This window comes from Candidatus Binatia bacterium (genome assembly GCA_036563615.1).
GTDB lineage: Bacteria > Desulfobacterota > Binatia > UBA12015 > UBA12015 > DATCMB01.
The window spans coordinates 428,964-442,249 of sequence record DATCMB010000006.1; the positions used below are offsets into that span (position 1 = coordinate 428,964).

Sequence of the window (13,286 nt, forward strand, 5' to 3'; positions counted from 1 at the left end):
CTCGAGCGCTCCGGACGCTCAGGCGGCGTGGCGGGGCGCCGAGGCCGCCGGACGGGGCGTCGCGCCGGGCAGCGGCGCCCCGTGCCGCGACGGGTCGCGCGGCAGCGTCACCGTGAAGCGCGAGCCCTGGCCGGGCTCGCTCGCGACCGTGATCGAGCCGCCGAGCCGGTGGGTGAGCTGGCGCACGATGTAGAGCCCGAGGCCGCAGCCCTCGAACCGCCGCGTCTCGGAGCTGTCGGCCTGGCGGAACATCTCGAACACCAGCTCCTGGTCCTCGTGGCGGATGCCGATGCCGGTGTCCTCGACGATCAGCGCGACGCGCTCGTCGTCGCCGACCAGGCTCACCACGACGTGCCCGTGGTCGGTGAACTTGAGCGCGTTGCTCAGCAGGTGGCGCACGATGACCAGCAGCTTGCCCGGGTCGGTGCAGATCTCGCCGGGCGGCAGCTGGTCGTTCCAGAACAGCTCGACCTCGCCGCGCGGCAGAAGGTCGCTGCAGCCGTTCTCGAGGTCCGACCACAGCGTCGCGAGATCGATCGGGCGGTGCTCGACCCGCGCGCGGCCGGACTCGAGCTCGCCGGCCTCGAGCGTCCCCTCGATGAGCTCGAGCAGACGAATGCCGGCGCGCTGGATGCGCTCGAGCATGTCGTCGCGCTCCGCGGGGCTGAAGTCGGGGTCGCGCGCCATCTCGGCGAGCCCGAGCATGACGTTGAGCGGCGTGCGCAGCTCGTGCGACATCGTCGACAGGAACTCCGCGCGGATGCGGTTCGCTGCTTCGAGCGCCTCGATCAGACGCCGGTTGGCGTCGACCTCGCGACGCAACCGCGCCTCGCTCTCGCACTTGTCGCCGTAGGTTCGCTCGAAGGCGAAGCGGTGCTTGAACTCGCGCCAGCGCAGGCGCTCGCGCACGCTCGTGCTCACCGCACCGATCACCGCCGCGGCGGAGAACAGCACGACGTTGTTGATGAAGACGCGGAAGTTCCCGACCGGCTCGCTCACCCCGTAGTAGGCGGCGTACGCCGCGACGAGCATCGCGCCGGAGAGCACCGACCACGCGGGCGACCACGGCATCAGCAGCGCCATGCCGAGGATCAAGAGCCCCATGCCGTTGACGTGCGGGCTCGCGTGCCCGCCGGTGAACGCCATCGACGCGAAGATCAGCAGCCCGCCGCACGCGGTCGCGACGAGCGCGATCTCACGTGGACGCTCCGCGCCGATGCGCGATGCGAGCAGCGCGAGCAGCGCGACGTTCGCGCCGACGTAGAGCGTGCGCAGCGCGAGGAGCAGCGGCGCGACGTCCGGAAAGCGCGCGAAGTCGATCAGCACGAACGCCGGCGTCACTGCGATCCACAAGAGACACGCAGTCCGCGCGGCTCGTCGGCAGAGATCCAGGGTTTCCGATCGGTAGGTGGCGCGAAGATCCGATCCCCGCGTGGACGGCACGACCTCGGGGGAAGCCGAGATGGTCGCGACCACGACGGCGACCGGAGCAAGCGACATACCACCGACGCCACGAGCAGTCGGGCGCGATCGTCGCGTTCGATCGTGCAGCGCTGCGAGCCGTTGCAAATGGTTGCAACGCAGTCGGTTCGCTCAAGACACGAGCCGTGGACGCATGACGGGACATGCTCCGTAGCGCTCGAGCAAGGCGTCAAGCGCCTCGAGCACCGGCTCGAGCGGAAGCGACGCGAGCGACTGGTCGGGGCTCGCGAGGCTCCACCCAGGCGCGCCGTAGAGACCCCAGAGCGGCGGCTTGCCGTCGAGGAACATCACCACCGCAGGCTTGCCGAACGCGGACGCGCCGTGACCGATGCTGGTGTCGGGCGTGAACACGAGGTCGGCGGCGGCGAGCAGCGCGAGCGCGTCGCGGATGCCCGGCGTCGCGACGTGCTCGACGCCGGTGCGCAGTGCAATCGCGAGTGTGCGCTCGCGCTCGTCGGGTGCGCCGATCAAGCCGATGCAGGCGTCTGGCGCGCGTCGGCGCAGGTGCTCGATCGCGGCGACGAAGCGCTCGTCCGGCCAGTGCCGCGCGGCCTTGCCCGAGGACACGTTGACCAGGATGCGCAGGCGCGTCGTCTCGGGCGCGAGCGCGCGCCAGCGCTCCTCGCCGGTGCGCAGCTCGTCCTCTGTGAGCACGATGCGCGGCTCGAGCTTCGCGCGTGCGGGCTCGATCCCGAACGCGGCGAGCAGGGCGGAGAGGTGCTCGACGATGTGGCGCGCGTCCGCGCGCGGCGGCAGCGGCACCGTGTAGAAGGAGCGGTTGTCGTCGCGCGCGACGCCGATCCGCTCGCGCGCGCCGCTCGCGAGCATCAGCAGCAGCGTCGTCAGCGACGGCGCGGTCACCATGCAGTCGACCACCGCGTCGTAGCGCGCGCGCCGCAGGCGACGCAGCACCGCGGGATAGGTCCACGGCCGCGTGCGGTCGAGCACCACGACGTCGCCCACCGCCGGCTCGGCGCGCAGGATCGGCGCGTTGATCGGCGACGCGAGGACGTCGAGCGTGAGCTTCGGGTGCGAGCCCGCGATCGCGCGGATCAGGCCGGTCGAGAGGATCATGTCGCCGATCCGGTCGTGGCGCAGGAACAGCACGCGGTGCGGACGCTCGTCCCAGGCGAGCGCGCCCGGCGCCGCGTGGCGCGCGACGAGCCATTCGAGGACGCGCAGCGCGAGCCGCTTGCCCGCGCGCTCGAGTCGCTTCAGCAGACGCCGCACCGCCGCCGCGTGTAGCGTATTCTTCGCCGTTCGCGCTATGTGCGGGCGCGTGCCGATGCGGTCGCGACGCGCGCTCCGCCGCTGGATTTCGATCGCGCTCTGCGCGCTCGCGCTGCCGTCGTGCGCGGACCGCGCCGGCTGTCCGAGCGACACTGTGAGCAACGAGGGCGGGCCGATCCTCGTGCTGGCGGCGTTCCCGGGCGAGCTCGCGGCGCTGCTCGCGCACGCGCAGGTGACCGAGGAAATCCCGCTCGGTGCGTTGGTCCTGCGTCCCGCGACGCTCGGCGGCGTGCCGGTCGTCGTCGGCATGACCGGCATCGGGCTCGCGAACGCGAGTCGCACGACGCGCGAGGCGGTGCGGCTGTTTACGCCGCGCGGGATCGTGATGGCGGGCGTCGCCGGCAGCCCGCACCGCATCGGCGACGTCACGGTGCCGGAAGCCTGGCAGCTCGCAGGCGAGGGCGTCTACCCGGTCGACGCCGCGTGGCTCGAGCTGGCGCGCGCGGTCGCGGCGCCGGGTGGTGTCGTGCTCGAGCGGTGCACCGCGGTGCCGTCGGAGGTGGCGAGCGGGATCGTGTGCATGCCGGAGCCGCTCGCGGTGTGGGTCGGCGGCGTCGGGCAGAGCAGCGATCCGTTCGTCGGTGGCGCGCCCGAGTGCTCGCCGGACGGGCATCCGGTGTTCGGCTGCGACGCCGGTGGTGCGAGCTCGGCCGCGCTGGGCTCGGGGGACGCCCGTGCCGCGTCGAGCGCGAGCGACCGCGCCGCGCTCCGCGTCGCCGCGGACGCCACGCTCCCCGCGCGCCCCGCGCAGGACGACTTCGTCGCCGTCGACATGGAGACCGCGGCGGTGGCGCAGGTCGCGGCCGAGCACGGCCTGCGGTTCATCGCGTTTCGCGCCGTGTCCGACGGCGCCAACGACCCGCTCGGGCTACCGGGCTTCCCGGCGCAGTTCTTCGCGTACTACCCGCTCGCCGCGCGCAACGCCGCGGCGGCGGTGGCGGCGTTCCTCGCGCGCCTCGGCGCGTGCTCGTGAGCGCGCGCGAACGCGCGGCTACTTGCCGTAGCGCACGACGCGCTCGGTCTCGAAGATCTCGTCCGGGATGTCGAGCCACACGTCGGTGTCGGCGACCGGCAGCCCCGACACCGTCGCGCGGTCCTGCTTGATGTTGTTGATGATCGCGACGCCGCCCGAGTAGCTGATGCGCATGTAGCCCGGCGGCCCGTCGATCTTCTGGATGAGCGACTCGGGCACCTGGTAGTTCATCAGCACCTGGCCCTTCCAGTCGTACTTGCCCTTCCAGTAGCCGCGAAAATTTTCCTTGTCGAAGTACATCACCTGCTTGCCGTACAGGTAGTACGGGTTCTTCGGCACCGCCTCGACGATCCACACCGGACGCGGCACGAGCGCGATCTGCCGCGGCGCCCACGCGACGAGCCCGCTGCCGGGCTGCCAGCCTTCCTCCTGCGCGGCGATCAGGTTGGTCTTCGGGTAGCTGAGCCGCCAGCCCATCTCGCTGCCGTCGATCAGCGGCGAGATGCGCGTGTCGGGGGTGAGCTTGATGGGCGTCAGCGGCTCGGTGAGGCCGCGGTCGTCGAAGGTGCCGAGGATCCAGCCCTCGCCGACGAGCTTGGTCTCGAACTCCTCGGGCTTGCCGTCGAAGTAGGGGCCGTCGTCCTGCGACAGGTCCGAGCCGAGGAAGCCGTCGGCGCGGTTCGCGGGATTGATCGGACGCACGCGGCGCAGCGCGGGCACGTAGGTCCAGGCCTGGTCCTGCTTGTCGCCCTCGCGGTAGCGCCAGTTGAGGCTCACGATGCCGTTGACGTCCGCGGGCTCGGTCGCGACGCCCATCGTGCGGTTCAGGATGTTGAGCGGGTTTGGGCCGATGCGCTCCTGGATCTCCGGCGGCTGGCCGTCGTAGTACTTGAAGTGCACGTCGACCGAGATGCGGCGCTGGATGCCGTCGTCGCGCGTCACCCAGTTGAGCGGCGACGTGGTGTGGAACGAGCCCGCCCAGTGCAGCGTGTAGAGGTAGTTCCACAGCACCTTGGCGCCGGCTTTCGGGTCGTTCGGGTCGATCTGCGGGAACGGCCAGCCGATGATCACCGGTGGGCGGGTGCCGGTGCTCTTGTCGACCACCGTGCCCTTGTCGTCGACGTCGAAGCGGCCCGCGTTCTTCTGCGAGATCTCGACGAGCCGCGGGTCGGCGACGGTGCCCTTCTTGCCCTCGAGGTGGCGGATCGGGTTGGCGTAGTCGCCGCGCTTGTAGAGCTCGAGGATCTCGTCGGGCAGGAAGCCCTGCGCGATCTCCCAGTTGTCCTTGGAGAGGATCGTGCCCTCGGGGATCTCGAGCAGCGCCTTGGGCGACGCGCCGGGCTGCACCGCGCCGTACGCGGGCGCCGTCGTCAAGATCAAGAACGCGAGCCAGAACGTCCAGGTTCGCCGTACCGTCTCCATCGCTCCCTCCACGGCGATCGGTGTCGCGCCTCGCTTCTACAACCGTCCGGCGACGGGACGAAACCCAGAATTGCGCGGTCTCGACGCGACGCGCAGGCGCGGGAGCGCCCGCCGCGAGCGCGGGACGGGGAAGGTGGGTCGCGCGCGTGGCGACCGGTCACCGGATGCGTTGTGCAAGACTTCGCGAGGCGATAGCGTGCCTCTGCTTGGTCGCCGACGGAGTGGATCCTCAGCGCTCGCCGTTCGAGGAGGTCGTCGTGGCGGACGACGTCGCGCGTGCGGTCGTGCGACGCGCCCACGCGCACGAGCTCTGCGCCGGCCACTTCCCCGGCGACCCGCTGGTGCCGGGCGCGTACCTGACGGGGCTGATGGCCGAGCTCGCAGCGCTCTACGTGCAGCGCACGCGGCCGCGCGCGCGTCTCGTGGCGATCGATGAAGCCGGCTTCGCCCGCCGGGTCGTGCCCGACGAGCCGATCGTGATCGAGTGCCGCGCGCCGCGCGGGGACGACGACCCGCTGCGCGCCGACGCGGTGGTGTACAGCGCCGGGGTGCGCGCCGCGCGCGCCCGGCTGCGCTTCGGAGAGCCGTCGTGAGCGTGCCCGGCCTCGGCCTGCCGTCGCCCGCAGACCTCCTGCGCCACGCGCCGCCCGCGGTGCTGGTCGACGCCATCGTCGAGCGCGGCGAGGGGACGCTCGTCTGCACGGCGGCGCCGCGTGCCTGGACCTGGCCTCGGATGCTCGAGGCCGCCGCGCAGACCGCGGGGCTCCTCGCCGGGCTCGACGCCGAGGGGCCGCGCAGCGCGGTGATCGCGCAGTACCGCGGCGTCGAGGTGCACGCGCTCGAGCACGACGGCGCGCTGCGCATCCGCGCCACGCTCGAGCGCAAGGTGCTCGGCTTCTGGCGCTGCCGTTTCGAAGTCCGCGACGCCGCCGCGCGTCTCCTGCTCGCGGGCGGCGTCGCGCTCGCATCCGACGTGGGTGAAGGCTCATGAGCGCGTCGACCTCCTTCGAGATCCCACCTCCCGACCCGCGGCTGTTCGAGCTCCTTGGCGACGAGGGCTTCGGCGACGAGCTGTTCAACGAGCGCCAGCACAGAAGCTGCGCGTACGTCGAGATCTACGTCGTGCAGCTCGCCGTGCGCTTGATCACCGAGCTCGGTCTTGCGAGCGCGCTCGAGCAGCCGCGGACGGTGCACGAGCTCGCGCGCGCGCAGGGCTTCGTCGACGCCTTCCGCGCGCCGCTCGCCTGGCTGCTCGCGCTGCTCGCCGACGCGGGCGTGCTCGAGGTCGGTGAGGAGACGGGCAACGGCACGGACGCGGCCGCGCCGACCTACCGTCTCGCCGCGCCGCTGCCCGCGGTGGATCCCGACGCCGTGCGGGCGGCGGCGCTCGAGGTCGACCCGTCGTACGCGGCGACCTACGCGCTGCTCGACCGCGCGGCCGAAGCCTACGCCCGGATCGCGCGCGGCGAGGACAACGCGGAGCACGCGCTCTTCCAGAACGTCTCGCTCTGGATCGGCTACTTCAACAACGCGAACGGCTACTACGCGATCAACAATCGCGTCGCCGCGGCCGCAGCGGCGCCGTGCGTCGGCGACGGCGCGCGCGTGCTCGAGATCGGCGCCGGGCTCGGCAGCGCGACCGAGGCGCTGCTCGAGCGACTCGGTCTGCGCGCGAGCGCGATCGCGTCCTACCGCGCCACCGAGCCGGTCGCGTTCTTCCGCCGTCGCGCGGAGCGCACGCTGCGCGCGCGCTTCCCGGAGCTCGCGCTGCAGGCGGACGCGCTCGACCTCGAGCGTCCGTGGGGCGAGCAGGGCGTGGCGCCGGGGTCGTACGACCTCGTGTGGGGCGTCAACGTGTTCCACCTCGCGCGCCGGCTCGACGACGTCCTCGCCGAGGCGCGCACCGCGCTCGCGCCCGGCGGCGCGCTGGTGGTGGGCGAGGGCATGCGGCCGCGGCCGCACGCGCCGGTCGCCGCGGAGATGCCGTTTCAGCTGCTCGCGGCCTACGTCGGCGTCGAGACCGGACCCGAGCGCTCGCAGCCGGGCTTCCTCACCGCCGCGCAGTGGCGCGCGGCGCTCGAGCGCACGGGCTTCGCGGAGGTCACGCTGGTGCCCGACGTGGAGCGCATGAACGCGATCCGCCCGGGCTTCTACGCGGCCGGCGTCCGCGGCCGGCGCGTCTGAGAGCGCGCGCAGGCGAGCGCACGGACTTACCGCGCGCGTCACCGCCGCGCCGCGCCTCGCTCCGACGCACGGCAGCGCGCAAGTCGCGCGCGCTTCGTCCTCAGGACGCTTCGAGCCGCCGCACGCCGGTCGGACGCTCGGCGGGCGCGCTCGTCTGCTCCTCGCGCAGCATCGGCTGGAACATCAGCCACTGGTGCGGCAGCTCGCGGACCACGGCCTCGTAGGCGCGCACCGCGCCCTCGAGGGCGGCGATGCTCTGCGCGCGCGTCTTCGGGTCGAAGCGCGCGACGACGCGCAGCTCGTGCTTCCGGATGCCGCGCCGGATCGCGAACACGACGAGCACCGGCGCCTGCGCGAGGCGCGCGACCGTGAAGGGGCCGAGCTGGAAGCGCGTCGGGCGGCCGCAGAACTCGACCGTATGGCTGCCCGGCAGCGGGCCCCAGGGCTCGATCTGCATGCCGACGATCTCGCCGCGGCGCAGCGCCTGCACGATCGGCACGCCGGAGAACGCCGTGCCGCCGGAGTAGATGACGTTGAAGCCGTAGCGCGTGCGCTGCTCGTGCACGATCCGGCGCGCCGTCGCGTTGAGCTCCTGCGCCGTCACCATGTTGACCTTGCGTCCGAACTGCCCGAGCGCGCGCGTGGCGACCGCCCACGAGCCGAAGTGCCCGGTGACGATCACCAGCCCGCGCTCCTCGGCGAGCGCCGACTTGAAGATCTCGTCGCCGACGACGTGGATGTCGAGCGGCTTCGGGCGCGGTCCCCACTGCTCCATGGTCTCGGTGATCGAGCGCGCGAACTCGGCGAACACGCGGTAGGCGTCGCGGTGCTCGCGCAGGCGGTCGCGCTCGCCGTGCACCAGACGCTGGTTCGCCTGCACGATCGCGCGCTGCTCGCGGGCAATCGCATAGATGATCCCCGCGATCACCGGCGGTGATCCGCGCTTCCACCACTCGGGGCCGTAGACGCAGCCGAGCTCGGCGAGTCGCCGCCAGAAGGCGCCGTCGAAGCGCAGCGCAGCGCGAAGGGTAGCGAGGCGGCTCATCGGTCGTCGGCTCGGGTCCAACACTAGCGGACGAAGCGACGAATCCGAACCGGATGCGTCGCGGCGCGCAACTTTTCTCGCGAGCCGAGCATCGACCGACGGCACGCTTTGCCGTGTAGAACGTACAGGGTTTGCAAAACGCTCCCGTAGATCCGCGCCCGACGCCTCGCGCGCGCGCTGAGGGGTGGGCCGGGAAGACGGCGATTTGCGGGGGCGCCATCTTCCCGGCCGAGAGGTCGCGGGTGGACGACCTGATGGGTGACGCGGACGTTCCGCAAGACGCATGCCTGCGTTCGCTTGCAGCGGGTTCGCGTCGCGGCAGCGCTCCGCCGCGCGAGCTGGCGCGCCGCTGCGCCCCTCAGACGCCTGGGCAGGCGCGCGTTGCACGCGACGTTTCGCATGCGATGCTGGGGCCCCCGAGGAGGACGCATGAGCGAGCGCAAGGACACCCCCGAGCAGGCGGAATTCCGCGAGTACTGCCGTCGCTGGCTGGCCGAGAACCGGCCGCCGGCGCCGAGCTTCCGCCTACCGCTGTCGCCGATCGAGGTATCGACCGAGGAGCAGCGCGCCTACCTCGCGGCCTGGCAGAAGAAGTGCCACGCCGCGGGCCTGGTCGGCGCCGACTACCCGAAGGAGTACGGTGGCCACGGCCACAAGGGCTTCCAGACCATCGCGTCGCAGGAGATGTCGCGCGCCGGCGTGCCGTTCATGCTCAACGTGATCGGCCTCTCGATGGCGGCCCCGACCATCCTGGTGCATGGCACCGAGGAGCAGAAGCGCCGCTTCCTGCCGCCGCTCCTGTCCTGTGACGAGATCTGGTGCCAGGGCTTCTCCGAGCCCGGCGCCGGCTCCGACCTCGCGAGCGTGCAGACCTCTGCGGTCCGCGAAGGAGACAACTGGATCATCAACGGCCACAAGGTGTGGACGAGCCTCGCGCACTTCGCGAGCTGGATGATCCTGCTCGCGCGCCACTCGCGCGACCACAAGTACGAGGGCCTCACGTACTTCATCGCGCCGATCAAGGGCGCGAAGGGCGTCACCGTGCGGCCGCTCGTCAAGATGACCGGCGAGACCGGCTTCAACGAGGTGCTGTTCGAGGACGTCGTCATCCCCGACGCGCACCGGCTCGACGAGGTCGGCAAGGGCTGGACGGTCGCGATGACGACGCTCACCTACGAGCGCGGCGCCGCCGAGGGCGCGGGCAGCGGCGGTGGCGCGTCGTTCGAGGATCAGATCAAGGCGCTCGTCGCGCTCGCCAAGCGCACGCCGCGCAACGGCGGCACCGCGTGGGACGACGCGGTCGTGCGCGACAAGATCGCGCAGCTCGCGATCCGCGCGGAGGGGCTCAAGCAGAACGCGCGGCGCGCGCGCGTCGCGGGGCTCAACGAGCACCCGATGCGCCTGCCGCTGCAGAGCAAGGTCGTGATGACCGAGCTCACGCAGGACATCGGTGCGGTCGGCGTCGAGATCGCGGGTCCGCACGCGAGCCGCTACCTCGGCGATCCCAACGCGCCGGACAACGGCCACTGGCCGCACGCGTACATGAACTCCTACGGCATGACGATCGCGGCGGGCTCGAACGAGATCCAGCGCAACATCCTCGGCGAGCGCGTCCTCGGGCTGCCGAAGTCGAAGTAGGCGAGCAGAAGCAGGGAAGGGCGAACGATGGCAATCAGCAAGGACTTCGGCTTCGGTCCCGACGAGCAGATGGTGCGCGACCAGGCGCGGCGCTTCCTCGCCGACAACGTCCCGGTCGACAAGCTGCGCGCGATGGTCGCGCGCGACCACAAGGAGGCGTACGAGACGGACGTCCAGCCCGCGAGCTGGGACGAGGACCTCTGGCGGCAGATGGTCGAGCTCGGCTGGACCGGGCTCGGGGTGCCCGAGTCGGCGGGCGGGCTCGGCATGAAGCAAATCGTCAGCGTCGCGCTCGCCGAGGAGGTCGGACGCGTCGCGCTGCCCTCGCCGCTGCTCGCGACGATGCTCGCGACCGCGGTGCTGCGCGCCGCCGGCGCGAGCGCCTGGCTCGAGCGCATCGCGGGCGGCGAGCCCGCGACGCTCGCGATCACGCCCGAGTCCGGCTCCTGGGAGCCCGGCGATACGGACGTGACGGCGAAGGCTGCGGACGGCGGCGTGGTGCTGTCGGGTCGCGCGGCGTTCGTTCAGGACGCGCGCAAGTGCCGGCTGTTCGTCGTGTCGGCGCGCGGCGCGAACGGCATCGGGCTGTGGGTCGTGCCGGCCGACGCGCCCGGCGTCGAGATCATCCCGGACCGCATCGTCGACCTGACGCGCGACCAGGCGACGGTGGTGTTCGAGAACGTGAAGGTCGACGCCGCGGGCTGCGCGGCGCCCGAGGGCAGGGGGCAGGCGGCGCTCGAGCAGGCGCTGCCGGCGATCCTCACGCTGCTCGCCGCGGATCTCTGCGGCGCTGCCGAGTGGCAGCTCCAGACGACCGCCGAGTACGCGCGCACCCGCGTGCAGTTCGAGCGGCCGATCGGCTTCTTCCAGGCCGTCAAGCACCCGCTGGTCAACGTCATGCTGGCGATCGACCGCGCGCGCTCGCTGACCTACGCCGCGGCCTGCGCGCTCGACGAGGATCCCGCGGACGCGCTGCGGCTCGCGCGCATGGCGAAGGCCGCCGCGTCGGATGCGGGCGCGTTCGCGTCCGACCGCTCGGTGCAGCTGCACGGCGGCATCGGCTTCACCTGGGAGAGCGACGTGCACATCTGGTTCAAGCGCCAGAAGCACACCGAGCAGCTCTTCGGGAACGCGACCCAGCAGCGCGCGAAGCTCGCGGCGCTGCTCGACGCCGCCTGAAACGTCGTCGATGCGGGCGCTGCGCGCGGTTCTGGCTGCGGTCGTTCTGACCTGCGCCGCCGCGTGCAGCGACCGCGACGGCGTGTCGGACGTCGCGAGCCGTCCGAACGTCGTCTGGATCGTCGCCGACGACGTGAGCCGCGAGATCGGCGCGTACGGCGACCCGCTCGCGCGCACCCCGAACGTCGACCGGCTCGCCGCCGAGGGCACGCGCTTCGAGAACGCGTTCGCGACCTCCGGCGTCTGCGCGCCGAGCCGCGCCGCGCTGATCACGGGCATGTACGCGACCTCGATCGGCGCGCACCACATGCGCACGCTCGACCGCGGCTACCAGCCCGTGCCGCCGCCGGAGGTGAAGACGTTCACCGAGCACCTGCGCGCGGCGGGCTACTGGACGAGCAACTGGGGCAAGCTCGACTACCAGTTCAGCGGCGCGCTCGACGGCGCGCCGATCAGCAACTGGGACGAGCCGAACGGCGACTGGCGCGGGCGCGCGCCGGGTCAACCGTTCTTCGCCTACGTGACGATCCTGGTGACGCACGAGAGCCAGCTCTTCGGCGACGCCGGGGTCACCGAGACCGATCCGGACGCGGTGCGCGTCCCGCCGTACTACCCCGACACGCCGGTCGTGCGGCGTGACTTCGCGCGTCACTACGACAACGTCGCGCGCATGGACGCGCGGGTCGGCGAGATCCTGGCGCTGCTCGAGGAAGACGGCGTTGCGGACAACACCGTCGTCTTCTTCTTCCCGGACAACGGGCGCGGCTTCCCGCGCGACAAGCGAACGATTTACGACGGCGGCATCCACGAGCCGCTCGTCGTCCGCTGGCCGGGACGCATCCCTGCGGGTGCGGTCGACCCGCAGCTCGTGAGCTTCGTCGATCTCGCACCGACGGTGCTCGCGCTCGCGGGCGTGCCCGTGCCCGCGCACATGCTGGGCCGCGTGTTCTTGGGCCCCGAGCCGGATCCCGAGCCCGACTACGTCTTCGCCGCCGCCGACCGCCACGACGAAGCCCACGACCACATCCGCGCGGTGCGCGACCGGCGCTACAAGTACATCCGCAACTACCGCCCCGATCTGCCCTACGGTCAGCCGATCCGCTTCCGCGAGAACCTCGCCACCATGCGCGAGATCTTCCGCCTGCACGACGAGGGTCTGCTCGCGCCGCCGGCGGATTGGTACTACCGCGCGACCAAGCCGGTCGAGGAGCTCTACGACACGCTGGTCGATCCGCACGAGCTCGAGAACCTCGCCGCGAGCCCGCAGCACCAGGACGTGCTGCTGCGCATGCGCGCGGCGCTCGATCAGTGGGTCCAGCGCACGCGCGACCTCGGCTTCGTGCTCGAGGAGGAGCTCGCGGAGCGCTACTGGCCGGGCGGCGTGCAGCCGCAGACGCCACCGCCGCTCGTGTCGCCGCAAGGCGGCACGTTCGTCGATGCGGTGACCGTCGTGCTCGGCGCGCCCGTCGACGGTGCTTCCATCGTGTGGACGCTCGAGCAAGGTGACGACGTCCACTGGCGGCTCTACCACGAGCCGATCGTGCTCACGACGAGCGCGACGCTGCGCGCCCGCGCCGTGCGCTACGGCTGGGCGGAGAGCGAGGAGGCGCGCGCGTGCTTCGTCATCGGAGCCGCGCCGTCGAGCTGTCCGTGAGGGAACACGGGTCGGGCTCGCGGCGCGGCGAGCGCTGAAGCAGGAGCGGGAAAGGATCCGGACGCGGCGGTGCCGCAGCACCGCCGCGCACCGCGCTCACTGCGGCGGGTTGTCCGCCTTCTCTTGCTCCATCGCCTCCTTCTTCAGGCAGGCGTTGATGCGCTCGACCGGCACGTTGAGCTTCTTCGACAGCTCGTCGACGCTGGTGCCGCCGCCGGTCTCGTCCATGGCGGCCTGGATCTGATCGCAGGTCATCTCCTTGCCGCCGGCTGCTTGATGCTGCTCCGCGAGGGCTGCGGTCGCGGAGCCGAGCAGCAGCGCCGCGCCGAGCATGATCGCCGTGTGCTTGCGCATCTTCCCCTCCTTTCCGAGCGTCGGCTCGGTCGGCGGCGTTTGTGCACCAGGTGCACGGCGGTCGC

Annotated in this window: 12 protein-coding genes; 7 read left to right on the forward strand and 5 right to left on the reverse strand. The window is 72.1% G+C overall.

The genetic code is table 11. The features are described 5' to 3' along the window. Positions 1 to 18: 18 nt before the first annotated feature. Both VIS07_04765 and VIS07_04770 read right to left on the reverse strand, forming a co-directional pair. Positions 19 to 1,341, reverse strand: coding sequence for a HAMP domain-containing sensor histidine kinase (locus VIS07_04765; GenBank protein HEY8514811.1), 1,323 nt, complete (start codon positions 1,339 to 1,341; stop codon positions 19 to 21). Positions 1,342 to 1,593: 252 nt separating this feature from the next. Beyond that, positions 1,594 to 2,712 carry a glycosyltransferase family 9 protein gene (locus tag VIS07_04770; GenBank protein HEY8514812.1) on the reverse strand — a complete coding sequence of 373 codons (1,119 nt, stop codon included), beginning with the start codon at positions 2,710 to 2,712 and terminating at the stop codon, positions 1,594 to 1,596. A 154-nt stretch (positions 2,713 to 2,866) separates the two neighbouring features. Between VIS07_04770 and VIS07_04775 the strand changes: the two genes are divergently transcribed. Beyond that, positions 2,867 to 3,745, forward strand: a complete 879-nt coding sequence (locus tag VIS07_04775; GenBank protein ID HEY8514813.1) for a hypothetical protein — start codon at positions 2,867 to 2,869, stop codon at positions 3,743 to 3,745. Positions 3,746 to 3,763: 18 nt separating this feature from the next. Here VIS07_04775 and VIS07_04780 read toward each other — a convergent pair whose 3' ends face one another. Beyond that, the gene (locus VIS07_04780; protein HEY8514814.1) at positions 3,764 to 5,167 is read right to left on the reverse strand and encodes a DUF1329 domain-containing protein; all 1,404 of its coding nucleotides are present in this window, start codon (positions 5,165 to 5,167) and stop codon (positions 3,764 to 3,766) included. Between the two features lie 257 nt (positions 5,168 to 5,424). Here VIS07_04780 and VIS07_04785 point away from each other — a divergent pair, with 257 nt between their 5' ends. Genes VIS07_04785 through VIS07_04795 form a run of 3 tightly spaced genes read left to right on the forward strand, consistent with a single transcriptional unit; the run spans position 5,425 to position 7,351 of the window. Next, entirely contained in the window at positions 5,425 to 5,760 is a 336-nt protein-coding gene (locus VIS07_04785) for a hypothetical protein (protein ID HEY8514815.1), read from the forward strand. After that, positions 5,757 to 6,158 carry a hypothetical protein gene (locus VIS07_04790; protein ID HEY8514816.1) on the forward strand — a complete coding sequence of 134 codons (402 nt, stop codon included), beginning with the start codon at positions 5,757 to 5,759 and terminating at the stop codon, positions 6,156 to 6,158. The genes VIS07_04785 and VIS07_04790 overlap by 4 nt, the downstream gene beginning before the upstream one ends. Continuing rightward, positions 6,155 to 7,351 carry a class I SAM-dependent methyltransferase gene (locus VIS07_04795; protein ID HEY8514817.1) on the forward strand — a complete coding sequence of 399 codons (1,197 nt, stop codon included), beginning with the start codon at positions 6,155 to 6,157 and terminating at the stop codon, positions 7,349 to 7,351. Before VIS07_04790 ends, VIS07_04795 begins: the two co-directional genes overlap by 4 nt. A 100-nt stretch (positions 7,352 to 7,451) precedes the next feature. Here VIS07_04795 and VIS07_04800 read toward each other — a convergent pair whose 3' ends face one another. After that, a complete protein-coding gene (locus tag VIS07_04800; protein ID HEY8514818.1) occupies positions 7,452 to 8,396 on the reverse strand; it encodes a lysophospholipid acyltransferase family protein in 945 nt (314 codons plus the stop codon). A 429-nt stretch (positions 8,397 to 8,825) separates the two neighbouring features. On the opposite strand from VIS07_04800, the gene VIS07_04805 reads away from it, so the two are divergent. Genes VIS07_04805 through VIS07_04815 form a run of 3 tightly spaced genes read left to right on the forward strand, consistent with a single transcriptional unit; the run spans position 8,826 to position 12,867 of the window. After that, positions 8,826 to 10,034: an acyl-CoA dehydrogenase family protein gene (locus VIS07_04805; GenBank protein ID HEY8514819.1), complete on the forward strand. Its 1,209-nt coding sequence runs from the start codon at positions 8,826 to 8,828 to the stop codon at positions 10,032 to 10,034. A gap of 27 nt (positions 10,035 to 10,061) precedes the next feature. Further along, positions 10,062 to 11,213 (forward strand): acyl-CoA dehydrogenase family protein, encoded by a 1,152-nt coding sequence (locus VIS07_04810; protein ID HEY8514820.1) that lies wholly within the window; start codon positions 10,062 to 10,064, stop codon positions 11,211 to 11,213. Positions 11,214 to 11,223: 10 nt separating this feature from the next. After that, positions 11,224 to 12,867: a sulfatase-like hydrolase/transferase gene (locus VIS07_04815; protein HEY8514821.1), complete on the forward strand. Its 1,644-nt coding sequence runs from the start codon at positions 11,224 to 11,226 to the stop codon at positions 12,865 to 12,867. 96 nt (positions 12,868 to 12,963) lie between these two features. Here VIS07_04815 and VIS07_04820 read toward each other — a convergent pair whose 3' ends face one another. Further along, on the reverse strand, positions 12,964 to 13,221 hold the full coding sequence (locus VIS07_04820) for a hypothetical protein (GenBank protein ID HEY8514822.1): 258 nt from the start codon (positions 13,219 to 13,221) through the stop codon (positions 12,964 to 12,966). Positions 13,222 to 13,286 lie beyond the last annotated feature (65 nt).